Here is a 24,199-nt window from a genome sequence, read left to right as displayed (position 1 = left end):
CGATAGGCTTGGGGGAGATTGGGGCGGCTGGTGGCGGCTGGACAAGGTGGAATTCGCGTCCTGCGGGCTGGTCATAAGACAAACTCCATTGGGAAGGACCTGATGCACAACGCCGATCGTGGGATATTCGATCTTCGCCGGGGCCACCCGGTCTTGCTGAGCGGCGAGCAGTCCAGTGTACTGGTTGCCGCCGTCGAAGGTCTGACCCCGGTGTTGCTGGATCGCCTGACGCATATGACCGGCGGCCGTCCACGTCTGATTCTAACGCCCCACCGTGCGTCCGCAATGGGTTGGCCCCAGCCACTAGCCAAGGGATGGGAGGGGGTCGCCCTGGAGTTTGCTCCGGGAACCGATCCGGAGGCTCTGTTTACGCTCGCCAGCGCCCCGGAGGCCTCGAACGAGGGCGAACACCCCACCCATGCGCTTGACCAGGCGGAAGTGCGGACCGCCGAACCAGCCGAAGTCGCGGCCCTTGAGCTGGCCCGCGCCGGTCGCCTGTTGCCCGCTGTCGTATCGGCGCGGGTGCCCGAACCCGTACCCGACGCGATCCGCTCAGCGCTGGCCGACGGGATGTTCCTGAACGTGGACGAGCGGGAGGCACGGGCGGTCGCACATCACCCGCGCCTGGAACTCGCCTACGTGAGCGAAGCCCCGGTACCCCTGGCGGATGCCCCGGTGACCCGCTTTATGCTCTTCCGGGAGGGGAATGGGATCCTGGAACACGTGGCCGTGGTCATTGGCGAACCGAACGAATGGCCGGAGGCCGTCCCGGTTCGGTTGCACTCGGCCTGCCTGACCGGCGACTTGTTCGGCAGCTTGCGCTGCGACTGTGGCGATCAGTTACGCCTGGGGGTGAAGACGATTAACGAGAGTGGTGGCGGTGTACTGCTGTATCTGGCCCAGGAGGGGCGGGGTATCGGCTTGGCCAACAAGCTGCGCGCCTACACCATGCAAACGGCTGGGCTCGACACCATCGATTCCGACTGTCAGCTGGGGTTCGAGGCCGATGGGCGCCGTTACGACGCAGCCGTGGAAATGCTGGAGTTTCTAGGTATCGACACGGTCCGCGTCCTCACCAACAATCCCGCCAAGATCGAGGCGCTGCGCGCCGGGGGTATCCAGGTCGTGGCCCGGGAACCCGTGCATGGCACGCTGAATCCACACAACCTGCGCTACCTCAGTACCAAGGCCGACCGGGGTGGCCACTGGTTGCAGGAGTTGCTGGCCTCGGAGGCAGAGCGGGGCTGATCCGGGCTCCCGGTCCAAATCCCGATCAGATCAGCTTGAGGTCGCTGCGGGCCCGCACGATCTTGCGCAGCGCGATGAGATAGGCGGCCGTACGGTAGTCCAGCACCTGTCCATTGCTTTCCACCTCGCGCACCTCGTGCATCTCGCGAAAGGCCTCGCGCATGGTGTCATCGAGCCCCGAGCGGACCAGATCAATCTCTTCCGCGCCCCGGACGATCGACTCGCGCAGCCAGTCGGGCACACTCTGGTTGGTCATCATGTCGATCGCCGTGACCACATGCTGTCCCTGGGCCTGATCGTAACGACGCTCCATGCGCCCAAAACGGATGTGCGAAAGGTTTCGCACCCACTCGAAATACGAAACGATCACCCCGCCGGCATTGACATAGACATCCGGCAGGATGGTCACGCCGCGCTCCTGGAGGATCTGATCGGCCTCAAAGGTACACGGACCATTGGCGGCCTCGGCGATCACCCGTGCCTGGATGCGTTCGGCATTATGACGGTGAATCGCGCCCTCAAGGGCGGCCGGGATCAGGATGTCGCACTCCTTCTCGAGAATTCGATCGCCATTGCGCTCGAACTCGACCCCGGGAAAGCCTTCCATCGTTCCGGTCCGGCGCACATAGTCGTGAAGCGCTTCGACGTCCAGACCATCCTTGCAGTAGACGCCGCCGTCACTCTTGATGATCCCGACGATACGGGCATGGTCGTCCTGCTGAAGGAAATGGGCGGCGTAGTAGCCGACATTACCGAAGCCCTGGATGATGATGCGCTGATCGCCCAAACCACCTTCCAGCCCGGCATCCCGTGCCGCGTTGCTCTCGCGGAAAAAGGCCTGGAGGGCGTACTGCACGCCACGGCCCGTCGCTTCCAGGCGCCCGCGCATACCGCCCATCTCGACGGGTTTTCCGGTCACGGCCGCAATATGATTGATGTCCTCCGGGTGGCGCTCGCGGTAGGTTTCCATGATCCAGGCCATCTCGCGCTGCGACGTGCCAACATCGGGGGCTGGAACGTTCTGTGCGGGGCTGATGTAGTCACGCTGGATCAATTCGTGGGCAAAGCGGCGGGTGATCCGCTCCATCTCCCACTCGTCGTACCGACGCGGGTCGATTCTCAAGCCCCCTTTGGAACCCCCGAACGGGATGTCCACAATCGCGCACTTGTAGGTCATCAGGGCGGCCAGGGCCTCGGCATGCTCCTGATCCATGCTGGGGGAGAATCGCAGCCCGCCCTTGACCGGAAGGCGATGGGAGGAGTGCACGGCACGCCAGCCGGTAAAGACCTCGAGGCGATCGGGGAAGCGGATCGGAAAACTGACCTGGACCACCGAATCGCACTGCTTGATCGCATCGCATGCGCCCTGGGGGAGTTCCAGATAGCGCATGGCCCGGTCGACCATGTGTGAGACACTATCAAGAAAGGTTTCCGGCTTCGCATCTTCCGACATGTTCGATTTCCCTGCTCCATTGATGTTGCGCACACGCTGTGAGCGCGTGACGACGGGGTCGCGATGAACGCCCTGCGACCTGCACCCGATCCTCGCTTCTCGGTGGCACCGATGATGGACTGGACGGACACCTGGTGTCGCCAGTTTCACCGTCTGTTGACGACCCGTGCGCTGTTGTACACCGAGATGGTACACGCCAACGCAGTGCTGCACGGTGACCGCACCCGTCTGCTGGGCTTTTCGCCGCAGGAACACCCGCTCGCGCTGCAACTGGGCGGATCGGATCCTTCGACCCTGGCCTACGCGGCTCGGATCGCCGAGGATCAGGGCTTTGACGAGATCAACCTCAACGTCGGCTGTCCCTCCGATCGGGTGCAGTCGGGGAGCTTCGGGGCCTGCCTGATGGCACGGCCGGAGCTCGTGGCGGAATGTGTCCAGGCCATGCAGCGGGTCGTATCGGTGCCGATTACGGTCAAGCACCGTATCGGGATCGACGACCAGGACTCCGAGGCCGATCTGCAGGGGTTTGTCCGGCAGGTGGCGGACGCGGGTGCGCGACACTTTATCGTGCATGCCCGCAAGGCCTGGCTGCAGGGCCTGAGCCCCAAGGACAACCGCGACGTGCCCCCGCTGGACTACGAGCGCGTCTATCGCCTGAAGGCCGAATTCCCGGATCTGACCATCGTGTTGAATGGAGGCTTGAACGATCTACGCGGTGCGCACCCCCATCTGGAGCATCTGGATGGCGTAATGTTGGGCCGCACCGCTTATCACCAGCCGTGGGTACTGACGGAGGTCGACCGGCTGTATTTTTCCGACCCTGAAGCCCCTGTGACCCGGGAGGCGGTCATGCAGGGTCTCCTGACCCTTGCCGAGCGCATGCGATCTGACGGCACCCCCCTGGCCCGACTGACCCGGCATATTCTGGGCCTGTTCCATGGCGAGCCGGGTGCGCGTCAGTGGCGCCGCATCCTCACCGAAGGCGCCCACCGGCCGGATGCCGGACCGGAACTGATCGAGCGGGCGGCCGAGCCCTGTCGGCGCACCGCTGCCTGAGCAGGTCCCGGCCCAGCGGAGGTTGATTATCGATCCGCGGGCTCCAGCCAGCCTTCTTCCAGGCCGTCACGGCACATCTCCCGGACCGCCGGCCATTGCGCATCCCATTGCCGCGGGTCGAGGGTCTCCGCCGTGCACAGCCGCTCCAGATCCTCTGGCGACAGATTGCAGGCGGGGTAACTGTGTCCGGCAACGCAGAGGACCGGTCCTGCGGGCGCCTCCAGCCAGTGGCGGCGAATCCCCGGGTGAATGCGGCATACCCCGCTGGCGAAACCGGGATCATCAGGGTGCAGCTCGACGTTCCCTGCGGGACGGCTCAGGAAGCGCCCCAGGAAGGCATCCAGCTCCGTGTCATCGGCGGCGAGCATCTCGCGCAGAATGACACGCAGTTGAGTGCGGTCGTGCGACGGCAGTTCACTGGCGTAGGCAGGCGCCGGGCGCTGAGGATCGCTGTATCGGGCCTTCTCGCCGACCCGGTTGGCGCGCTCCTCCAGGAACCCGGTCAGCAGATCGAGGTGGGTCGGGGCACGAAAGCCGACCGACCAGGTCATGCACTGGTCATCCAGTGACAGGCCGTAGTGGGGCAGGTTGGGCGGCAGGTAGAGCAGGTCACCAGGCTCAAGATCCCAGCTCTCGCTTGGCTCGAAATCGCGCAGGATCGCCAGCGGCAGATCGTCGTGGCATTCCAGAGCCCCCGGTGGTGACTGGATCTGCCAGCGCCGGCGTCCGTCCGCCTGGAACAGAAAGACATCGTAGGCATCGACATGGGGCCCGACCGAGCCCCCGGGTGCCGCGTAGGAAATCATCAGATCGTCGCGGCGCCAGCGGGGGACAAAGTCGAACCGGGCCAGGAAGTCCCACCCCTCGGGCCAGAAGCGCTCGACGTCGCTAACCAGGAGAGTCCAGGCGCGATCGGGCAGGGACACGAAGCGATCTTCATCGAACGGGCCGTACTCGACTGCCCAGTCCGCGTGGTCGGTGTCGCCGAGTACGAGCCGGGCGCTCGCATCCGGATCGCAGGCGAGGCCGGCCAGGTCGTCGGGCTCGATGGGGTTGGCGAAGCCCGATACCGCGCCGCGTACCAGCAGCGGCTTTTGTTGCCAGTAGTCCCGGAGGAACTCCGCCGGTGAGAGCCCGCCCAGCAACTCCAGGCCCTGGTTCGGGTCGGGGGCGGGCACGCTTTATTCGTCGCGCGCCAGCTGGCTGGCGATCCCCGTGTAGCGGTCCGGGGTCAACTCGCGCAGGCGCTGTTTCGCCTCGTCCGGGATCTCCAGGCCATCGATGAACTCGGCCAGCGCCTGCGGCGTGATGCGCTGGCCGCGGGTCAGGGCCTTCAGCTTCTCGTACGGAGAATCGATCCCGTAGCGGCGCATTACGGTCTGCACCGCCTCGCCCAATACCTCCCAGTTCTGGTCGAGATCCTCGTCCAGCCGGCCGGGTTCGATCTCCAGCTTGCCCAGACCGCGCTGGAAGGCCTTGTAGGCGATCAGCGACCAGGCGAAGCCCATCCCAATGTTGCGCAGCACGGTCGAGTCCGTCAGGTCACGCTGAAAGCGCGAAATCGGGAGCTTGCTCGCCAGATGGTCGAACACGGCATTGGCGAGCCCGAGGTTGCCCTCGGCATTCTCGAAATCGATCGGATTGACCTTGTGCGGCATGGTCGAGGACCCCACCTCGCCGGCCACGACCTTCTGCTTGAAATAGCCCAGCGAGATATAGCCCCAGATGTCGCGCGAGGCATCCAGCAGGATCGTATTCAGACGCATGAAGGCGTGAAACAGCTCGGCCAGGAAGTCGTGCGGCTCGATCTGCGTGGTGTGGGTATTGGGGACCAGCCCGAGGCTCTCCACCATGCGCCGCGAGAGCGACGGCCAGTCCACCTCCGGGTAAGCCGCGTAGTGGGCATTGAAGTTGCCCACTGCACCGTTGATCTTGCCCAGGCACTCGTTCGCAGCGATCGTGGCGCGCTGCCGATCCAGACGATGGACCACGTTGGCCAGCTCCTTGCCCATGGTCGTAGGCGAGGCTGGTTGTCCGTGGGTGCGGGCCAGCAGGGGCTGATCGGCGAAGCGCTGTGCCAGCTCGCGCAGCGGCTCCAGCACGGCATCAACCGCCGGCAGCAACACATGATTGCGCGCCTCCCGGACCATCACTCCATAGGCGAGGTTGTTGATGTCCTCGGAGGTGCAGGCGAAGTGCACAAATTCGATCTGGCTTTGCAGATCGGACCGGCCGCGCATCTGCTCCTTGATGTAGTACTCGATGGCCTTGACGTCGTGATTGGTCTTGGCCTCTATCTCCTTCACCCGGGCGCCGGCGACCTCGTCGAAGTCCATGGCGATCTCGTCCAGGAAGGCGTCCGCTTCGGCGGTCAACGGCGGGACCTCGGGGATGGCAGGCTCGGCGGCCAGCGCCTTGAGCCAGGCAATCTCCACCCGCACCCGGGCCTGCATCAGGCCCTGCTCGGAAAAATAGGGGGCCAGGTCGCGGGTGTGCCGGGCGTAGCGGCCATCGACGGGACTGATCGCGGACAGGGGGCTCAGGGACATGGTGCACTCGAGTCGGAATGGATGGGTCCGTCAGGGAGCGTGGGTCATGTGTCCTGCGGACGGTCGATTGACGCGGCGCAGTATAATACAAAGCTACGCCCGATCATTTGGAGGAGTGCATGTCGAAGTCCCCGACCCGCCAGGAGCAGGATAGCCTCGGACCGGTGGAAGTCCCCAGGGATGCCCTCTGGGGTGCCCAGACCCAGCGCGCCATCGACAACTTCCAGATCGCCGGTCGACCCATGCCTCATGCATTCATTCGGGCGCTCGCGCTGACCAAGGCGGCCTGTGCGGAGGCCAACCAGGAGCTGGGGCAGCTCCCGGACGCCGTGGCGAACGCGATTGTGGCAGCGGCCGAGGCGATCGCTGGGGGCGAGCATGCGGATGCCTTCCCGGTCGACGTCTATCAGACGGGCTCGGGTACCAGTACCAACATGAACATGAACGAGGTGCTCGCGCACATTGCATCGGGTAGTGGGGAACCGGTCCATCCGAACGATCATGTCAATCGCTCGCAGAGCTCCAACGACGTGATCCCGACCGCCTTGCATGTCTCGACGGCGCTGGAACTGGAACAGGAACTGATGCCTGCGCTGCGCCACCTGATTGCGACAATCGCTCGGCGCGAGCGCGAGGTGGGGGCACTGGTCAAGACCGGGCGCACACACCTGATGGATGCAATGCCCGTGACCCTGGGGCAAGAACTCTCTGGCTGGCGCCGCCAACTGGAGCTGGACGTGAATCGCCTGGAACATACCCGCGTGCGAATTCAGCGTCTGGCCATCGGCGCTACTGCGGTGGGCACCGGTATCAATGCACCCCCGGGATTCGGCGAGCGTGTGGCGGGCCGTCTGGCCGAGCGAACCGGATTGTCGTTTGTGCATGAGGGCAATGGCTTTGCGGCACTGGCCAGTCAGGACAGCGCGGTGGAGCTCTCGGGCCAATTGCGGACCGTTGCCGTGGGGCTTATCAAGATCGCGAACGACCTGCGCTGGATGAATTCCGGCCCGCTGGCGGGGTTGGGCGAAATCGCCCTGCCGGCCCTGCAACCCGGCAGCTCGATCATGCCGGGCAAGGTGAATCCGGTGATCCCGGAGGCGGTCATCATGGCCTCCCAGCAGGTGCTCGGTCTTGACGCGGCAATTGCCGCCGCGGGCGCCGGGGGCAATTTTCAGCTGAACGTGGGACTCCCGCTGATTGCCGACAACCTCCTGACCCAGTGCGGCCTGCTGGCCCGGGCCTCGACACACCTGGCGGATAGGGCGATCGCGGGCTTTACCGTGAACGAGGACAACCTGCGCGCCGCGTTGGATCGCAATCCGATCCTGGTGACCGCCCTGAATGCCGAGATTGGCTACGAGGCCGGTGCCCGTATTGCCAAGGAGGCCTACGCTTCGGGACGGCCGATCCTGGATGTGGCGGAGGAGCACACGGATATCCCGCGCGAGCGCCTGAAAGTGCTACTGGATCCGGCGAGACTTACTCGCCCGGAGAACAGAAGCGGCTGAGGCCTATCCGGTCCGGGGTAGGCGGGCGCGGTCCTGCAACAGGGCGCGGAAGTCGTTAAAGGCCATGGGACGCGCAAAGAAATAGCCCTGCGCCTCGTTGCAACCGAACTCACGCAGGATCTCGGCCTGGCGTTTGGTTTCAACGCCCTCTGCGATGATGTTCAGTCCCAGGGTCTGGGCCATCTTCACAATAGCCTTGACAATCTTCGCGTCGCTTTCGCTGCGCTCTAGGTCCTGGACAAAGGACCGGTCAATCTTGAGCGTATCCGCCGGCAGTTTCTTGAGCTGAATGAGCGACGCATGGCCCGTCCCGAAGTCGTCCACCGCCAGCCGCATGCCAATCTCGCGCAAGCGCTCGAACATCCGGGCCGCTCCTTTGGGATCATCCATGATGGTGGTTTCGGTCAACTCCAGCTCGATGCACTCGGGGGCCACACGGGCAGCCTGGAGAATGGCGTGAAAGTCGCCCGCCAGATCGGGTTGCCGAAGTTGTCGCGCCGAGACATTCACCGCGAGCCGCAAGGCGCAGTCCTCGCCTGGAGAGGGCAGGGTCTTCAGGTCACGGCAGACCCGGCGAAGGACCCATTCGCCGATTTCCTCGATCAGCGTCATGTCTTCCGCGAGCTCGATGAAATGACTGGGGGGCAGGAGGCCGAGCTTGGGATGCTGCCAGCGAATGAGGGCCTCCGCACCCAGGATGTCACCGGTATGCAAGTCAACCTTTGGCTGATAATGCACAACCAGTTGTTCCTGCTCGATCGCGGTACCCAGTTCCTTTTCCAGCTCGAAATGCCGGAAAGTACGAGAGTTCAGGTCCTGTGTGTAAAAGCGAAAGCCGTTGCGACCACGCTGCTTCGCTTCGTACATGGCGGCATCGGCGTTACTCAACAAGAGATCGGCGTTGTCCCCGTCGTAGGGGAATACGGCAATCCCGCAGGAAGCGCTGGTCACGACGGGGCGGTCGAAGACCGTGCGTTCCACCGCGGTGGTGCGTACAACGTCTGTGACCAGCCGGACACAGCCTTCCAGGCCCTGCAAATCCTCGACCAGGATCCCGAATTCGTCGCCCCCGAGCCGCGAAAGGGTTGTGCGCAGGGGACGACCCGACCGATCACGGCCACGTTCGAGAAGCCTGCCCAGATCCTGTGCAACCTTGCGGATCAGTTCGTCTCCCGCGCGATGCCCCAGGGAATCGTTCAGGCGTTTGAAGTTGTCCAGGTCCAGCAGAATCAAAGCAATGTGGTGATCCGTACCCTTGTGCCGCTCAATGGCCTGAGAGAGGCGGTCGCTGAACAACATCCGGTTGGGAAGGTTGGTCAGGGAGTCGTGCGACTGGTGATGCAGAAGCTCGCGCGACTGGTGTTCGGTAATTCGCTGCAGGGCTTTCTGGCGCCGTTCCATCATTTGGAACAGATCCGCGCTCTCTAGGGCATAGGCGGTGTTGAACAGCACCATGGTCAGGGTCGAGAGGGTCATCTCGTGGCGCTGAAGTTCATTCTGGCGAAAGCGTGCGGCGAACATGCCGCGTATTCGGGTTCGAGTCGAAATTACGTGAAGCAACAGGCTTTCGCCCTCGAAGCGCGACGGCAAACAAACGGGATGATTCTGGTGCAGCGCCCAGGAGAAGGTGCCTTCCTGGATCAGATCTTCGACCGCATCCGCGAGATCGTAGGCGTCATCCTGGGGATACTGCTGGTAGGCCAGATCGAACGACGACTCTCCGTCAAGGATGTAGACGGCCATGTCGCGGGCGGGAAGCAGCCGCCGGATGGACTCCAGGCTGCTCTGGATAATCAGCTCCGGGCTGCGGTTGCGGTCGGTATCACCAAAGATCGCCGTGGTCGAGGCGAGCACGTCCATCGCGTAGGCATTGGCCTCCAGCGCTTCTTCGAGGAAACGGATACGCTCGTGCAGCGCATTGACCTCTTCGGGCGTTTTGTAGGAAGGGCTCATGCCGGGTCGTCCTGTACCTGCTTCCGTGCGCTCATCGGTCCCTCGTCAGTCCAGCAGAATCGCCTGCATCTGTCCTAGCTGCTTTCGGGCATCACCGATTACGGCCTCATAGGTCTCCATCTCGAGACCGACCCGCTCGAAGGTCTCCGCTTCCACGGGAGGCACGAAGCGTTCACCTGACGACCCCAGTCGCAGGGCATTTGCGATGCTGTCGGCCACATGGACGATCGCGGTTTCGACAGGGAAGGCCTTTGCCTCAGTCGGTGCATGGTGGTATCGCGTGGCTTCCACCTGTGCCGGCGACATGCTCCAGCTTTCCAGCAGTTCCGCGCCGATGTCAGCGTGATCGAAGCCGAGAAACTCTGTCTCCGCTTCAAACAGCAGCATGCGTTCCCGCTCGCGGATGTTGATCAATTCCTCGGTGCGACTGGCCAGGTGAAGAAACATCAACAGGCGCCCAAGGTCATGCATGATTCCGTACAGGTAGAGCCGTTCGATATTAGCTTCGCGCCGAAACCGTGCAATCGAGCGGCTCAGTACCCCGACGGCGAGGCTGTGGCGCCAGAACGACTCCATGTCCACGCCGATCACCGGTACGCCGCGAAAATGCTCGATCACGACAGTGGACATCACAATCTGGCGCATCTGCTGCAGGCCGATGATCGAGACCGCCCGGTGGAGGGTGTCGATCGGCTCCGGAAAGCCATACAGAGAGGAATTCGCCACCTTCAGCGTCTTGGCGGCAATCGTTGGGTCCAGCTCCACGGCTTCGGTGATCGCCGCGACATTGGCCGTTGGATCGCTCAGGCGCGTAAAGATTGTGTTGTAGCTACCGGAGAAGCTGCACAGGGAACCGTCTTCGGCGAGGAATTCGTCGACGGTCATGCCTGCTCGCTCCGTCGTTTCGGCGAGTAGCGACACAGATCATCAAGGAGAGCGCGCCGCGCCAGACGGTAGATACCGGCCATGGGGTGGTCTTCTACCGAACAGTGCTGGAACCGCTCGGCGAGAATCTCGTCGGCACGGGCCTCCATCTCGGGCGAGGGCTCGACTGCGGGGATCTCGACAGCCTCCTGAGGGGCCGATAAGGATGCGTTGTCGGCACCCTCGTCGAGCACCTCGACGGCCTTGATACCCCAGGACAGCAAGACGCGAATCTGCTTTTCCTGGAGGACCATGCCGGCGGGGATCAGAAGACGCCCGGAACGGTCATGGACCGCTGTGGCCAGTGTATGGCCGGACCTCACGTCCTCTATGGGTACCCGCCGCATCATGCTGTGACCTTAGTCTCATTGTGCTAGTTGGCGCAACACATACGGCAGGATGCCCCCGTGGCGGTAGTAGTCGATTTCCTGCGGGGTATCCAGGCGCACACGGACGTTGAAGGTCGTGCGTTCTCCATCATCGGCCACGGCGGTGACGGTGGCCTCGCGGGCCTCGCCGTTGTTCACACCGGTGATCGAGAACGTCTCGCGACCCGTCAGCCCCAGGCTGGCCGCATTGTCGCCCGGCAGGAACTGTAGCGGCAGGACACCCATGCCCACCAAGTTGGAACGGTGGATGCGCTCGAAGCTCTCGACAATCACGGCCTTCACCCCGAGCAGTAGCGTGCCCTTGGCCGCCCAGTCACGCGAGGAGCCGGTGCCATACTCCTGCCCGGCGATCACGATCAGGGGCGTGTCTTCTTCCTTGTACTGCATGGCTGCGTCATAGATGGACATCTGTTCGCTATCCGGCAGGTGGACCGTGACGCCGCCCTGGGTGCCGGGGGCCAGCAGGTTGCGCAGGCGCACGTTGGCGAAGGTCCCGCGCATCATCACTTCGTGGTTGCCCCGCCGCGAGCCATAGGAGTTGAAGTCGGCGGGCTTCACACCCTGTTCCTCCAGGTAACGTCCGGCCGGGCTGTCCTTGGCAATGGAGCCGGCAGGGGAGATATGGTCGGTGGTCACCGAGTCGCCCAGCAGCGCCAGTACCCGGGCGCCATCGATATCGGTTACCGCCTTGGGCGTCATGCCCATGCCTTCGAAGTAGGGCGGGTTGCGCACGTAGGTGGAGTCGTCCTGCCACTCGAAGCGGTCCCCGGTGGGGGCCTCAAGATTGCGCCAGCGATCCTCCCCGGTGTACAGGTCGCCGTAGGCGGTCGTGAAGCTCTGGGCATCGACATTCGCCTGCACGGCCTCGTTAACCTCGTCAGTCGTCGGCCAGACATCTTTCAGGAACACGGGATTCCCCTGTGTGTCCTCGCCAATCGGGTCGTTGTACAGATCCAGCGTGCTGCGCCCGGCCAACGCATACGCGACCACCAGCGGCGGCGAGGCAAGAAAGTTCATCTGCACCTCCGAATGGATTCGCCCCTCGAAGTTGCGGTTACCGGAGAGCACCGAGCTGACGATCAGGTCATCCTTGATGATGGCCTCGCTGATCGGCTCGGGCAGGGGCCCGGAGTTGCCGATACAGGTGGTGCAGCCATAACCGACCACGTGGAAGCCGAGCGCCTCGAGGTCCTCGAGCAGTCCGGACTTTTGCAGATAGTCGGTTACCACCCTCGAACCGGGAGCCAGCGAAGTCTTGACCCAGGGCTTGACCTGGAGGCCGCGTTCGCGCGCCTTCCGGGCGACCAGGCCGGCGCCCAGCATGACCGACGGGTTCGAGGTGTTGGTGCAGGAGGTGATAGCCGCGATCACGATATCGCCGTGGTCCAGAGTGAACGCCTCACCATTCATCTCGATAGCCGTGTGACGTGGCTCTTCCGCCTGATGCTCAACGCCGACTGCGGTATGCCCGCCTTCAGCAGCGAAGCGCTCGGCCTCCTCCGGTTCGTCCGCGCCGCTGACGCGTTCCTTGAGCATCGTATCCAGGTGACGGCTGATCTCGGCTCCGGCCATGCTCAGTGCAATGCGATCCTGCGGGCGCTTGGGCCCGGCCAGGCTCGGCTCCACGGTGGAAAGGTCGAGTTCCAGCATGTCGGTGTAGCGGGCCACCGGGGCATTGTCGTCGCGCCACAAGCCCTGGGCCCTGGCGTAGGCCTCGATGAACTCGATATGGCCCGCCTCGCGGCCGGTCAGGCGAAGGTACTCGAGGGTCTCGTCGTCGATCGGGAAGATGCCGCAGGTCGCGCCGTATTCCGGTGCCATGTTGGCGATGGTGGCGCGGTCCGCCAGCGGCAGATCGGCCAGGCCGTCGCCGAAAAACTCGACGAACTTCCCGACCACACCCTTCTTGCGCAGCATCTCGACGATCACCAGCACGAGGTCGGTCGCCGTGGCCCCCTCGGCCAGTCGGCCGGTCAGGCGGAAGCCCACCACCTGCGGGATCAGCATGGAGATCGGCTGGCCGAGCATCGCGGCCTCGGCCTCGATGCCACCGACCCCCCAGCCCAGCACGCCCAAGCCGTTGATCATGGTGGTGTGAGAGTCGGTGCCAACCAGGGTGTCGGGGTAGGCGAGGCAGGAACCGTCTTCGCGGTCCTCGACGAACACGGTGCGCGCCAGGTGTTCAAGGTTGACCTGGTGCACGATGCCGGTATCCGGCGGGACGACCTTGAAGGTATCGAACGCCTGCTGGCCCCACTTCAGGAAGCTGTAGCGCTCGCGGTTGCGCGAGTATTCCAGCTCTGCGTTCAGGTTCATCGCATTCGCATTGCCGTACTCGTCGACCTGGACCGAGTGGTCGATCACCAGTTCGGCTGGCTGCAAAGGCGTGATTTTCCTGGGATCGCCGCCGAGCGCCTCCATTGCGTCGCGCATCGCCGCCAGATCGACGACCGCGGGCACGCCGGTAAAGTCCTGCAGCAGTACGCGGGCGGGCCGGAAAGCGATCTCCTGGGAAGGCTCGGCCTTCGGATCCCAGTCCAGCAGGGCCTCGATGTCGGCGCGCTTGACCGTGCGCTCGTCCTCGAAGCGCATCAGGTTCTCAAGCAGTATCTTCAGCGCGTAGGGCAGGTCCCGGGCGCGCGGGTCATCGGTGATCGGCACGTAACGGCACTCGCGGCCGCCGGCAGAGAGGTTTTCGGTCTTTTTCGGTTCTGCGTGGCTCATGATGCGCTATCCGCTGTCAGGTGTTCAGTCGTTGAAGGATGTGGTCCGCTTCGCGAATCAGTCGCTTGCGGCCCAGAAGGAGTTTCCAGCGAGACCCGCCCGCCTGGCGCCAGAGCACGGCGGCACGGATGCCGGCCAGCAGCAGGGCGCGCACGCGCGCGGCGATCTCGGGATTGGAAAGATGATTCTGTTCGCCCTGGACGACGATACGGGGGCCCAGTTCCGAGATGGTCTCCTTGTAGATCTCGGCCAGGCGGGCGATCACGCTCTCGTGCGTGATGGTGAAATAATCCACCTGCCGCTGGGCACCCTGCAGCCCGTCGCCCAGCTTTTGCAGCATGTCCGGACGTTTTTGCAGCTTGCGTTCCAGAAAGATCAGGCCGACCGCGTAACGGGTGATTTCCATATCCGGTGGCTTGCCGCCATTTTGCAGCTGGCTCTGCACGCGCTCCAGACCCGGGCGCAGGCTGCTGGCCCCGCGGTAAACATCCTCGGGCGTCTCCGCCTCGAACGTGAACAGGCTGTTGATCAGGATCTCGAATTCGTATTCGTCGCAGCTGCCGCGCCAGGCCAGGTCCTTGACCAGGCTCGCGCATTGGAAGAGGGCGGCCAGCGCCAACGTGCGGTTATGGTCGTTACGGTCCAAGCCGGAGGGCTCCCGGAACAGGCGTGAGTGGGTGGATGCGTGAAACGCGCCTACTATACCGGAACCGGGGCTTCTGGCTCATCGGCCAGTGTGCGGCGGCTGGCAATCACGGCCCCGCCCAAGCAGACGTCGCCGTCATAAAAAACGACCGACTGGCCGGGTGTGGCTGCACGCTGAGGGGCCTCGAAGCGAACGCGTACCCGGCCTCCATCGACGGATTCCAGCCGGCACGGTTGCAAGGGCTGGCGATGACGCAGACGCGCCATGAGTGACTGTCCCGGCTCGGGCGGGCGGTGAATCCAGTGCGCGGTTTCCGTCTCGATCGCGGGGCTCATCAGCAGCGGATGCTGCGGATCCTGCGCGACGACAAGCCGATTGCTCGCCAGATCCTTGTCCACCACATACCAGGGGGCCTCGGGAAACCCGTCGATCCCGCCGATCCCGAGTCCCTGGCGCTGGCCCAGGGTGTAGAACATCAGGCCCTGGTGGTGCCCCACGACCTGACCTTCGGGTGTGCACATCTCCCCCTCCGGCGCCCGCAGATATTGCGCCAGGAAATCGCGGAACCGGCGCTCTCCGATGAAGCAGATGCCGGTGGAGTCCTTGCGGGCGTGGTTGGGCAGCCCCAGCTCGCGGGCACACGCACGCACCTGGTCCTTGGGGATGCCCCCCAGCGGGAACAGCGTGGGGCGCAGCTGCTCCTGCGTCAGGGTGTGCAGGAAATAGGTCTGATCCTTGTTGGCATCCGCCGCCATGCACAGCTCGCTGTGGTCGGGGAGGTGGCGCACACGCGCGTAGTGGCCGGTGGCAATCCATTGCGCGCCCAGCTGGCGGGCGTGATCGAGGAACGAGCGGAACTTGATCTCGCGGTTGCACAGGATGTCCGGATTCGGCGTCCGACCAGCCTCGTATTCGTGCAGGAAGTGGCGAAACACCCGCTGGCGATAGTCCTCGGCAAAGTTCGCTTTGTGCAGCGGAATCTCGAGACAGTCCGCGACCTCGCGGGCCATCTCGTAGTCGGCCTCGGCAGCACAGTATTCCGCGTCGTCGTCATCCTCCCAGTTCTTCATGAACAGACCTTCCACGCGATAGCCGGCCTCCAGCAGGCGGCTGGCCGCCACGGCCGAGTCCACCCCGCCCGACAGGCCCACGATGACCCGCTCGGCACCGCTCACGGCCCCTCCGCATGAACCAGTGAGCCGGCCGCCGCGAGCGGCAGGCGCATGCCATCCTGATAGCGGCGAATGGTGCGCAGGACCAGCGGGCTGCGCAGGGGCCAGCCGCGACGCGCCTCGTCCGGCGTCAGCCAGTGGAGCGCATGGATGGCAGGATCTCGGGTCGGGGATTGAGCCGGCTCGCTGGCCGTGCCGCAGAACGCGACACGCAGCGTCACCGCGCCATTGGCAAGCGCGAGCAGGTCGCAGCCAAGCAGGGCCTCCGGCTGGAAGTCCAGACAGGTCTCCTCGCGGACCTCGCGGATCACCGCTTCGACCAGGTCTTCCTCGGCGTCGAGATGGCCGGCCGGCTGGTTCAGCACATGGCGTCCGTCATCGGTTTCCTCGACAAACAGGAAGCGCCCGTCTCGCTCGATGACGGCGGCGACGGTGATATGGCAGGGCAGGCGTTCGGACATGCCGCGAATGATAACGCAGCGGCCCGTCGGGCAGGTGTTCTCGAGACCAGGCTCCCCTCGGCGGGGGCGGATGGGTATGTATAATCACGGAGAGCGATTTCAATTCTTGCGCACAAGGAGTTTGCATGGCCTACCAGCACATTCAGGTCCCGGAAAAGGGCGAACGCATCACCGTCGACGAGCAGGGCAAGTTGGTGGTGCCGGAGCGCCCGGTCATCCCCTATATCGAGGGGGACGGGATCGGTGTGGACATCACGCCGATGATGCGCCGGGTGACCGATGCGGCGGTGGAGAAGGCCTACGGTGGCCAGAAGGCGATCGAATGGATGGAGGTCTATGCGGGCGAGAAGGCCACGCAGGTCTATGACGATAACTCCGGGCTGCCGGATGAAACCCTGGAGGCGGTCAAGGACTATCGCGTGTCCATCAAGGGTCCACTGACAACCCCGGTAGGGGGCGGTTTCCGATCCCTGAATGTCGCGCTGCGCCAGAAGCTGGACCTGTTCGTCTGCCTGCGCCCGGTGCGCTACTACGACGGCACGCCGAGCCCGCTGAAGGAACCGGAAAAAACCGACATGGTGATCTTCCGCGAGAACTCGGAGGACATCTACGCCGGCATCGAATTCGAATCGGGTACACCGGAGGTGAAGAAGGTCATCGACTTTCTGCAAAACGAGATGGGCGTGACCCAGATCCGCTTCCCGGATACCGCCGGCATCGGCGTGAAGCCGGTCTCCAGCGAGGGGACCAAGCGCCTGGTGCGCAAGGCGATCGAGTACGCGATCGACAACGACCGCCCCTCGGTGACGCTGGTGCACAAGGGCAACATCATGAAATTCACCGAGGGCTCGTTCAAGGCCTGGGGCTACGAGCTGGCGCGCGAGGAATTTGGTGCGAAGGATCTGGACGGTGGACCGTGGCAGACCTTCAAGAACCCGAAGACTGGCCGCGACATCGTGATCAAGGATGTGATCGCGGATGCCTTCCTGCAGCAGATCCTGTTGCGGCCGGAGGATTACTCGGTGATTGCCACGCTGAACCTGAACGGCGACTACATCTCCGATGCGCTGGCTGCTCAGGTCGGGGGTATCGGGATCGCGCCGGGCGCCAACCTGTCCGATACCACGGCGATGTTCGAGGCGACCCACGGGACCGCCCCGAAGTACGCCGGTCAGGACAAGGTCAATCCGGGCTCGCTGATCCTGTCGGCCGAGATGATGCTGCGCCACCTGGGCTGGTCCGAGGCCGCCGATCTTGTGGTGAAGGGCATGGGCGGCGCGATCAGCGCGGGCGAGGTGACCTATGACTTCGCCCGGTTGATGGACAACGTCGAACCGGTGAGCTGCTCGGCCTTTGGCGAGGCCCTGATCAAGCACATGTAATGACACAGGGTGCGGGCACTTGGCCCGAGCCCGGAACCGAACGACCATGAACATGGCCTAAGGAACCAGGGAGACACTGGATCATTGTTTCCCTGGATGGCCGAACTGGCATGACCAACCGCTGAAAGCGTGAGTTCGACCGATGAGTGAGAAAAAGCCCCAGATCCCCGATCACGACAGCAATACCGCCGTCGAAGAATCGAGGCCGGAGCTCAAGCCACCGCGGCAGTACAAGGTGGTGCTGCTCAACGACGACTTTACGCCCATGGAGTTCGTGGTCGAGGTGCTGGAGACCTTCTTCAGTATGGATCGCGAAAAGGCCACCCAGGTGATGCTGCACGTGCATACACGCGGCAAAGGAGTATGCGGCATCTATACCCGGGATGTGGCCGAGACGAAGGTGGCACAGGTGAACGATTACGCCCGTAGCCACCAGCATCCACTGCTTTGCTCGATGGAGGAGGTCTGACTCCCATGCTCGACAAGGAACTCGAATTCAGCCTGAACATGGTCTTCAAGGAAGCGCGGGAGAAGCGCCACGAGTTCGTGACCGTGGAGCACCTCCTGATGGCGCTGGCGCAGAACCCCAGTGCCGCGACGGTGTTGCGCGCCTGTGGGGGCGATCTCGACCGCATCCGCGACGAGCTCGAGGTGTACATCGACGAGAACACCCCGCGCATCCCGCCGAATGACTCGCGCGAGACGCAGCCGACACTGGGATTCCAGCGGGTCCTGCAAAGAGCGGTGTTCCATGTGCAGTCCAGCGGCCGCAAGGAGGTCTCCGGAGCGAACGTGCTGGTGGCCCTGTTCGGCGAACAGGACAGCCAGGCCCTCTACGTACTCGGGCAGCAGAACATCAGCCGCCTGGACGTCGTGAATTTCATCTCCCACGGCATCTCCAAGGTCGGGGAAGACGAACTGGGGGGGCAGCAGAACCCGAACGAACCACAGCCAGAGCCGGTCGAGGGCGAGCGGGAAGAAAAAACCAACGCCCTGCAGCTGTACGCGACCAATCTCAACGCGAAGGCGAGCAAGGACGAGATCGACCCACTGATCGGGCGCGACCACGAGATCGAGCGCACCATCCAGATCCTGTGCCGCCGACGCAAGAACAATCCGCTGCTGGTGGGCGAGGCCGGTGTCGGCAAGACCGCGATCGCCGAGGGCCTGGCGCGGCGTATCGTCGACGAGCAGGTGCCCGAGGCGATCGAGTCCGCGACCGTCTACGCGCTGGACCTGGGTGCGCTTGTGGCCGGCACCAAGTACCGGGGTGACTTCGAGAAGCGCCTGAAGGGTGTGCTGGCGCAACTGAAGAAGGAACCCGGCGCGGTGCTGTTCATCGACGAGATCCATACCATCATCGGTGCGGGCGCCGCCTCCGGCGGGGTGATGGATGCCTCCAACCTGATCAAGCCGATGCTAGCCTCGGGTGAGCTGAAGTGCATCGGCTCGACCACCTATCAGGAATATCGCGGTATCTTCGAGAAGGACCGCGCCCTGGCCCGTCGCTTCCAGAAGATCGAGGTGCCGGAGCCGACCGTGGACGAGACCGAGCAGATCCTGCGCGGGCTGAAGTCGCGCTTCGAGGCACACCACAATGTTCGCTTCACGCGTCCGGCGCTGCGCGCCGCGGCGGAACTGGCGGATCGCTACATCACCGACCGGTTCCTGCCCGACAAGGCAATCGACCTGATCGACGAAGCCGGCGCCAGCCGGCAGCTACTGCCGATGAGTCAGCGCAAGAAGACCATTGGCGTGCAGGATATCGAGACGATCGTGGCCAAGATCGCGCGCATCCCGCCGAAATCGGTCTCCAGCTCCGACAAGGAGACGCTGCGCAACCTCGAACGCAACCTGAAGATGACCGTCTTCGGCCAGGACGAGGCGATCGGGACGCTCGCGACCTCGATCAAGATGGCGCGTTCCGGTTTGGGCGACATGGACAAACCGATCGGGTCGTTCCTGTTCGCAGGGCCGACCGGGGTCGGGAAGACCGAGGTCACGCGTCAGCTTGCCCAGCAGCTGGGGATTCACCTCGCGCGCTTCGACATGTCGGAATACATGGAGCGCCATACGGTTTCGCGCCTGATCGGAGCGCCGCCCGGCTATGTCGGCTACGACGAAGGCGGGCTGCTGACCGACGCGATCCTCAAGCATCCGCATTCGGTGCTGCTGCTGGACGAGATCGAGAAGGCTCATCCGGATGTGTTCAATGTGCTGCTGCAGGTGATGGACCACGGCACGCTGACGGACGCCAATGGCCGCGAGGTGGACTTCCGCAACGTGATCCTGGTGATGACCACGAATGCCGGTGCGGAGCAGGCCAGCCGCCCGTCCGTGGGCTTTACCCAGCAGGATCACTCCAGCGATTCCATAGAGGCGATCAAGCGGACCTTCACGCCGGAGTTCCGTAACCGTCTGGATGCCACCATCCAGTTCGGTCCGCTGGACGAGGCGACCATCCTGAACGTCGTGGACAAGTTCCTGACGCAGCTGCAGGCCCAGTTGGACGAGAAGAAGGTGCACCTGACGGTGGAACCGGATGCCCGGGCCTGGCTGGCCGAGCATGGCTACGACGTCAAGATGGGCGCGCGCCCGATGGCACGCACGCTACAGGAGCACATCAAGAAGCCGCTGGCCGACGAGTTGCTGTTCGGGCGTCTGGCGCAGGGTGGCGAGGTCGTGGTCCGGGTGAGCGAGTCCGGGCTTGAGCTCGATATCCGCGAGCCGGCGGTCTCCTGAGACGAAACCCAGCCTTCAGAAACCACGAAGCCCCGGTCCAGCCGGGGCTTCGTCATTCGGGGGTGGGCCCCTTGGATTATTGCGCTCGGATCTTGCGAGCGGGCATGCAGCCCTGTCGCGGAACTACTTGTTGCGGTAGACGATACGGCCCTTGCTCAGGTCGTAGGGGGTCATCTGCACGATCACCTTGTCGCCACGCAGGATGCGGATGTAGTGCTTGCGCATCTTGCCGGAGATATGGGCGGTGATGGTGTGCCCGTTTTCGAGCTCTACACGGAACGTCGTATTCGGCAGGGTCTCCACCACCGTTCCTTCCAGCTCGATTTCGTCTTCCTTCGCCATGCAGTTCCTCGCGTATTGAATTCGGTGGCGACATTATCCGGATGCCACGCGCGAACACAAGTCAACACGGGGTTTCCGGCGCAATAGGGACCCTTGCGGATCGCCAAGCGAGTGAAGTTTTCGACGAACGAGGGGCCGTTTGCCGCCATTGTCCCGAGGGCCTACACTACGCCCGCTTTTTCACGCGCGAGACGATTAGCGAATGACCACTACCTGGGCCGCAGTCTTTCCGGGGCAGGGCTCCCAGTCCACCGGCATGCTCACCGATCTGGGCGACGACCATGCGGTCGTACGCGATACCTTTCAGGAAGCCTCGGACTGCCTGGATGCGGACCTGTGGAGCTTGTGCCAGCACGGCCCGGTCGAACAACTGAACCAGACCGAATGGACCCAGCCGGTCATGCTCGCGGCCGGCGTGGCCACCTGGCGACTGCTGACGCAACAGACGGATGCGCGTCCCGTTGCGGTGGCTGGCCACAGCCTCGGCGAGTACAGCGCGCTGGTCGCAGCGGGCGTACTGCGCTTCCCCGATGCAGTGCGGCTGGTAGCCGAACGAGCCCGCGCCATGCAGGCCGCCGTACCCGAGGGCGAGGGCGCGATGGCTGCCATTCTCGGTCTCGATGATGCCGCGGTCGAGCAACTGTGTGCGGCGAACGCGAGTGGCGAGGTCCTTGAGGCCGTCAACCTGAATGCCCCCGGGCAGGTAGTGATCGCGGGTGCGGCCGCAGCGGTCGACCGGGCGGTCGGTGCGGCGAAAGACGCCGGGGCGAAGCGGGCGCTCAAGCTGCCCGTGTCCGTGCCGTCTCATTGCGCGCTGATGCGCCCGGCCGCCGAGCGTCTGCAGTCGGTTCTCGACACGACGACCTTTGCGGCGCCGGAAATCCCCGTTTGGCAAAATGTAACCGCGGCGCCTGCCGAGACAGCGGAGGCGATCAGGGCCAATCTGGCCGCTCAGCTCTACCGGCCGGTACGCTGGGTGGAGACCATCCAGGGGCTTCGCGGCCAGGGTGCTGCGATACAGGTGGAATGCGGACCCGGGCGCGTGCTGACCGGCCTGGCCAAACGGATCGATCGCGGGCTGGAACTGTTCGACGTGGCCGATCGTGACACGCTGAACGCCACCGTGAGCCGACTGAAGGCTGGCTGACCCTCTACACTCGAGTCCGAGCAAGTCCAAATAAAGAAGGCGAAAGATGTCCGATAACAAACGAGTGGCTCTGGTGACCGGGGCCAGCCGCGGTATTGGCGCGGCCATTGCGCGCCGTCTGGCGGAGCAGGGCCTGCAGGTCGTGGGAACCGCTACCAGCGAATCCGGTGCCCAACGCATTACCGAGGCGCTGTCCGAATGGAACGGACGCGGTATCGCCATGGATGTGACCGACACGGATTCGGTCGCGGCTGGGCTCGCCAGCATCCAGGAGCAGGAAGGACCGGTGGAGGTGCTGGTGAACAACGCTGGCATCACCCGCGACAACCTGTTCATGCGGATGAAGGACGAGGAGTGGGATGCCATCATCAACACCAACCTGTCCGCCGCCGCGCGCCTGACGCAGCGCCTGCTGAAGGGCATGATGAAGCTTCGCCGCGGGCGTATCATCCTGGTCGGCTCGGTGGTGGGTTCCACCGGAAACGCCGGCCAGACGAACTATGCGGCCGCCAAGGCCGGACTCGCAGGGTTCGCCCGCTCGCTGGCGCGGGAGGTCGGCAGCCGCAACATCACCGTGAATACCGTGGCCCCGGGTTTCATTGATACCGACATGACCCGCGAACTCGGAGACGAGACCAAGGAACAACTGCTGGGCCAGATCCCGCTGGGGCGCCTGGGCGCGCCGGAGGAAATCGCCGCGGCGGTGGGCTTCCTGGCCTCCGAAGAGGCGGGCTACATAACCGGCGAAACGCTGCATGTGAACGGCGGGATGTTCATGCACTGATCAACCCGTGGGGCCCGAGGTCCCGCGCAAGCCCTAGAGGTTCGCGTGTCCCTGGAACGCGGCCGGGCTTTTCTCTAGAATGGCGAACCTTCAAACGAAGCCGCCTCAATTGGAAGGGGATTTCTGAACCATGAGTAGCATTGAAGAACGCGTCAAGAAGATCGTTGTCGAGCAGCTGGGCGTCAAGGAAGAGGACGTCACCAACAGTGCCGCCTTTGTCGACGACCTGGGTGCCGACTCGCTGGACACCGTGGAACTGGTGATGGCGCTCGAAGAAGAGTTCGAGACGGAAATCCCGGACGAGCAGGCGGAAAAGATCACCACGGTGCAGCAGGCGATCGACTACATCAACGAGCACATGAAGGACTGATCGGGCGCCCCCGGGCGCTCGCACAGGACACGGACGGGCCTCTCTGCGAGCAGAGTGGCCCTTCGTCGTTTCGTTGAGCGCGTATTTCAGTCTTTCCGAGGAGAACTTCATTGGCTAAGCGACGTGTCGTGATTACCGGACTGGGCATCGTGTCTCCGGTCGGCTCTACCATCGACAAGGCCTGGTCCAACATCAAGGCCGGAAAGAGCGGCATCTCTCCCATTGATGTGTTTGATGCATCGGACATGCCGGTCAAGATTTCCGGGGCCGTGCGGGACTTCGACGCCAATGACTACGTCCCCACGAAAGACCAGAAAAAGATGGACACCTTCGTCCTCTACGGGCTGGCCGCCGGGATCCAGGCGCTGGACGATTCCGGTCTGGAGGTAACCGAGGAGAACGCGGAACGTATCGGCGTAGCGATTGGTTCCGGGATTGGCGGTCTGCCCTATATCGAACGTTCCTACGCCGCCTATCTGAAAGGTGGTGCGCGCAAGATTTCCCCGTTCTTCGTGCCCAGCGCAATCATCAACATGGTCGCCGGGAATCTCTCCATCATGCGCAACCTGCAGGGCCCGAACATCTCGATTGTTTCGGCCTGTGCAACCGCTACGCACAACATTGGCGATGCGGCCCGCATGATCGCCTATGGCGATGCCGACGCCATGGTGGCCGGCGGTGCCGAGATGGCCACGACGCCGCTGGGGATCGGCGGCTTTGCAGCCGCGCGTGCACTTTCGACCCGCAACGACGATCCGGCGCGAGCCTCCCGGCCCTGGGACCAGGATCGGGACGGCTTTGTGTTGAGTGACGGTGCTGGCGTGATGATGCTTGAGGAGTACGAGCACGCGAAGGCGCGCGGTGCCCACATCTACTGTGAAGTAGCCGGCTTTGCCTGGAACGCCGATGCCCACCACATGACCCAGCCGTCTCAGGATGGCGGGGGTGCTGCCAAGTGCATGCTCCGCGCGATGAACGATGCGGGCGTGAATCCCGAAGAAGTGGGCTACATCAATGCCCACGGGACTTCCACGCCTGCGGGTGATCTGGCGGAGACACAGGGACTCAAGAAGGCCTTTGGCGATCACGCCTACAAGCTGCTGGTGAACTCCACCAAGTCGATGACCGGGCACCTGCTCGGTGCGGCCGGCGGCATCGAAGGGGTGTTCACGGCACTGGCGCTTCGGGATCAGGTCTCGCCTCCGACGATCAATCTCGACAACCCCGGCGAAGGCTGCGATCTGGACTATGTGGCCAACGAAGCACGTGAGATGAACACGAAGGTAGGCCTTTCGAATTCCTTCGGTTTTGGGGGCACGAACGGCACCCTGGTGTTTCGCACTCTCTAA

General features: G+C 63.9%; 21 protein-coding genes. 10 read left to right on the top strand and 11 right to left on the bottom strand.

Translation table 11 applies throughout. The annotated features are described in order from the left end of the window. Positions 1-102: 102 nt before the first annotated feature. A complete protein-coding gene (gene ribA / locus F623_RS0106665) occupies positions 103-1,248 on the top strand; it encodes a GTP cyclohydrolase II RibA (RefSeq protein ID WP_018868205.1) in 1,146 nt (381 codons plus the stop codon). A 25-nt stretch (positions 1,249-1,273) separates the two neighbouring features. Here the strand turns inward: ribA and F623_RS0106660 are convergent, their stop codons facing one another. Further along, positions 1,274-2,701, bottom strand: coding sequence for a Glu/Leu/Phe/Val dehydrogenase (locus tag F623_RS0106660; protein WP_018861415.1), 1,428 nt, complete (start codon positions 2,699-2,701; stop codon positions 1,274-1,276). 63 nt (positions 2,702-2,764) lie between these two features. On the opposite strand from F623_RS0106660, the gene dusA reads away from it, so the two are divergent. Continuing rightward, on the top strand, positions 2,765-3,757 hold the full coding sequence (gene dusA / locus F623_RS0106655) for a tRNA dihydrouridine(20/20a) synthase DusA (protein ID WP_018868206.1): 993 nt from the start codon (positions 2,765-2,767) through the stop codon (positions 3,755-3,757). A gap of 26 nt (positions 3,758-3,783) precedes the next feature. Here the strand turns inward: dusA and F623_RS0106650 are convergent, their stop codons facing one another. Then, positions 3,784-4,935: a cupin domain-containing protein gene (locus F623_RS0106650; protein WP_018861413.1), complete on the bottom strand. Its 1,152-nt coding sequence runs from the start codon at positions 4,933-4,935 to the stop codon at positions 3,784-3,786. 3 nt (positions 4,936-4,938) lie between these two features. After that, entirely contained in the window at positions 4,939-6,306 is a 1,368-nt protein-coding gene (gene purB / locus F623_RS0106645; protein WP_018861412.1) for an adenylosuccinate lyase, read from the bottom strand. 119 nt (positions 6,307-6,425) lie between these two features. Between purB and F623_RS0106640 the strand changes: the two genes are divergently transcribed. Then, a complete protein-coding gene (locus tag F623_RS0106640; RefSeq protein WP_018868207.1) occupies positions 6,426-7,814 on the top strand; it encodes a lyase family protein in 1,389 nt (462 codons plus the stop codon). Between the two features lie 3 nt (positions 7,815-7,817). Here F623_RS0106640 and F623_RS0106635 read toward each other — a convergent pair whose 3' ends face one another. Genes F623_RS0106635 through F623_RS0106605 form a run of 7 tightly spaced genes read right to left on the bottom strand, consistent with a single transcriptional unit; the run spans position 7,818 to position 16,083 of the window. Continuing rightward, complete coding sequence (locus F623_RS0106635; RefSeq protein ID WP_018861410.1) at positions 7,818-9,767, bottom strand: bifunctional diguanylate cyclase/phosphodiesterase; 1,950 nt, start codon at positions 9,765-9,767, stop codon at positions 7,818-7,820. Between the two features lie 45 nt (positions 9,768-9,812). After that, positions 9,813-10,652: an HDOD domain-containing protein gene (locus F623_RS0106630; protein WP_018861409.1), complete on the bottom strand. Its 840-nt coding sequence runs from the start codon at positions 10,650-10,652 to the stop codon at positions 9,813-9,815. Next, the gene (locus F623_RS0106625; protein WP_018861408.1) at positions 10,649-11,041 is read right to left on the bottom strand and encodes a hypothetical protein; all 393 of its coding nucleotides are present in this window, start codon (positions 11,039-11,041) and stop codon (positions 10,649-10,651) included. Before F623_RS0106625 ends, F623_RS0106630 begins: the two co-directional genes overlap by 4 nt. 15 nt (positions 11,042-11,056) lie before the next feature. Beyond that, entirely contained in the window at positions 11,057-13,804 is a 2,748-nt protein-coding gene (gene acnA, locus F623_RS0106620; RefSeq protein ID WP_018861407.1) for an aconitate hydratase AcnA, read from the bottom strand. A gap of 16 nt (positions 13,805-13,820) precedes the next feature. Next, complete coding sequence (gene hflD, locus F623_RS0106615; protein ID WP_018861406.1) at positions 13,821-14,450, bottom strand: high frequency lysogenization protein HflD; 630 nt, start codon at positions 14,448-14,450, stop codon at positions 13,821-13,823. 53 nt (positions 14,451-14,503) lie between these two features. Next, positions 14,504-15,625 carry a tRNA 2-thiouridine(34) synthase MnmA gene (gene mnmA / locus F623_RS0106610; protein WP_018868209.1) on the bottom strand — a complete coding sequence of 374 codons (1,122 nt, stop codon included), beginning with the start codon at positions 15,623-15,625 and terminating at the stop codon, positions 14,504-14,506. After that, positions 15,622-16,083: an NUDIX hydrolase gene (locus tag F623_RS0106605; RefSeq protein ID WP_018868210.1), complete on the bottom strand. Its 462-nt coding sequence runs from the start codon at positions 16,081-16,083 to the stop codon at positions 15,622-15,624. Before F623_RS0106605 ends, mnmA begins: the two co-directional genes overlap by 4 nt. A 125-nt stretch (positions 16,084-16,208) precedes the next feature. On the opposite strand from F623_RS0106605, the gene icd reads away from it, so the two are divergent. The 3 genes from icd to clpA all read left to right on the top strand — a co-directional run bounded on the left by icd (position 16,209) and on the right by clpA (position 20,207). Continuing rightward, positions 16,209-17,465 (top strand): NADP-dependent isocitrate dehydrogenase, encoded by a 1,257-nt coding sequence (icd, locus tag F623_RS0106600; RefSeq protein WP_018868211.1) that lies wholly within the window; start codon positions 16,209-16,211, stop codon positions 17,463-17,465. Between the two features lie 142 nt (positions 17,466-17,607). Further along, positions 17,608-17,934, top strand: a complete 327-nt coding sequence (gene clpS, locus F623_RS0106595; RefSeq protein WP_018139417.1) for an ATP-dependent Clp protease adapter ClpS — start codon at positions 17,608-17,610, stop codon at positions 17,932-17,934. Positions 17,935-17,939: 5 nt separating this feature from the next. Then, complete coding sequence (gene clpA / locus F623_RS0106590) at positions 17,940-20,207, top strand: ATP-dependent Clp protease ATP-binding subunit ClpA (RefSeq protein WP_018861402.1); 2,268 nt, start codon at positions 17,940-17,942, stop codon at positions 20,205-20,207. Positions 20,208-20,330: 123 nt separating this feature from the next. On the opposite strand, the gene infA is transcribed toward clpA, so the two are convergent. Then, positions 20,331-20,549 (bottom strand): translation initiation factor IF-1, encoded by a 219-nt coding sequence (infA, locus tag F623_RS0106585; protein ID WP_018861401.1) that lies wholly within the window; start codon positions 20,547-20,549, stop codon positions 20,331-20,333. Positions 20,550-20,751: 202 nt separating this feature from the next. Here infA and fabD point away from each other — a divergent pair, with 202 nt between their 5' ends. From fabD to fabF, 4 genes are all read left to right on the top strand, one after another. Then, the gene (gene fabD, locus F623_RS0106580) at positions 20,752-21,696 is read left to right on the top strand and encodes an ACP S-malonyltransferase (RefSeq protein WP_018861400.1); all 945 of its coding nucleotides are present in this window, start codon (positions 20,752-20,754) and stop codon (positions 21,694-21,696) included. Between the two features lie 46 nt (positions 21,697-21,742). Continuing rightward, complete coding sequence (fabG, locus tag F623_RS0106575) at positions 21,743-22,480, top strand: 3-oxoacyl-ACP reductase FabG (protein WP_018868212.1); 738 nt, start codon at positions 21,743-21,745, stop codon at positions 22,478-22,480. A gap of 130 nt (positions 22,481-22,610) precedes the next feature. Further along, the gene (gene acpP, locus F623_RS0106570) at positions 22,611-22,850 is read left to right on the top strand and encodes an acyl carrier protein (protein ID WP_012982657.1); all 240 of its coding nucleotides are present in this window, start codon (positions 22,611-22,613) and stop codon (positions 22,848-22,850) included. A 128-nt stretch (positions 22,851-22,978) separates the two neighbouring features. Then, positions 22,979-24,199 (top strand): beta-ketoacyl-ACP synthase II, encoded by a 1,221-nt coding sequence (fabF, locus tag F623_RS0106565; protein ID WP_018861398.1) that lies wholly within the window; start codon positions 22,979-22,981, stop codon positions 24,197-24,199.

This window comes from Thioalkalivibrio sp. ALD1 (assembly GCF_000381245.1).
Lineage (GTDB): Bacteria > Pseudomonadota > Gammaproteobacteria > Ectothiorhodospirales > Ectothiorhodospiraceae > Thioalkalivibrio.
This window is presented reverse-complemented; position numbering and strand designations above follow the sequence as displayed.

What these genes read in the sequence shown, in the direction of transcription:
- ribA (WP_018868205.1), top strand. Translation starts at nt 103, where the DNA reads ATGCACAACGCCGATCGTGGGATATTCGATCTTCGCCGGGGCCACCCG.
- F623_RS0106660 (WP_018861415.1), bottom strand. Translation starts at nt 2,701, where the DNA reads ATGTCGGAAGATGCGAAGCCGGAAACCTTTCTTGATAGTGTCTCACAC.
- dusA (WP_018868206.1), top strand. Translation starts at nt 2,765, where the DNA reads ATGAACGCCCTGCGACCTGCACCCGATCCTCGCTTCTCGGTGGCACCG.
- purB (WP_018861412.1), bottom strand. Translation starts at nt 6,306, where the DNA reads ATGTCCCTGAGCCCCCTGTCCGCGATCAGTCCCGTCGATGGCCGCTAC.
- F623_RS0106640 (WP_018868207.1), top strand. Translation starts at nt 6,426, where the DNA reads ATGTCGAAGTCCCCGACCCGCCAGGAGCAGGATAGCCTCGGACCGGTG.
- F623_RS0106635 (WP_018861410.1), bottom strand. Translation starts at nt 9,767, where the DNA reads ATGAGCCCTTCCTACAAAACGCCCGAAGAGGTCAATGCGCTGCACGAG.
- F623_RS0106630 (WP_018861409.1), bottom strand. Translation starts at nt 10,652, where the DNA reads ATGACCGTCGACGAATTCCTCGCCGAAGACGGTTCCCTGTGCAGCTTC.
- F623_RS0106625 (WP_018861408.1), bottom strand. Translation starts at nt 11,041, where the DNA reads ATGATGCGGCGGGTACCCATAGAGGACGTGAGGTCCGGCCATACACTG.
- acnA (WP_018861407.1), bottom strand. Translation starts at nt 13,804, where the DNA reads ATGAGCCACGCAGAACCGAAAAAGACCGAAAACCTCTCTGCCGGCGGC.
- F623_RS0106605 (WP_018868210.1), bottom strand. Translation starts at nt 16,083, where the DNA reads ATGTCCGAACGCCTGCCCTGCCATATCACCGTCGCCGCCGTCATCGAG.
- icd (WP_018868211.1), top strand. Translation starts at nt 16,209, where the DNA reads ATGGCCTACCAGCACATTCAGGTCCCGGAAAAGGGCGAACGCATCACC.
- clpS (WP_018139417.1), top strand. Translation starts at nt 17,608, where the DNA reads ATGAGTGAGAAAAAGCCCCAGATCCCCGATCACGACAGCAATACCGCC.
- clpA (WP_018861402.1), top strand. Translation starts at nt 17,940, where the DNA reads ATGCTCGACAAGGAACTCGAATTCAGCCTGAACATGGTCTTCAAGGAA.
- infA (WP_018861401.1), bottom strand. Translation starts at nt 20,549, where the DNA reads ATGGCGAAGGAAGACGAAATCGAGCTGGAAGGAACGGTGGTGGAGACC.
- fabD (WP_018861400.1), top strand. Translation starts at nt 20,752, where the DNA reads ATGACCACTACCTGGGCCGCAGTCTTTCCGGGGCAGGGCTCCCAGTCC.
- fabG (WP_018868212.1), top strand. Translation starts at nt 21,743, where the DNA reads ATGTCCGATAACAAACGAGTGGCTCTGGTGACCGGGGCCAGCCGCGGT.
- acpP (WP_012982657.1), top strand. Translation starts at nt 22,611, where the DNA reads ATGAGTAGCATTGAAGAACGCGTCAAGAAGATCGTTGTCGAGCAGCTG.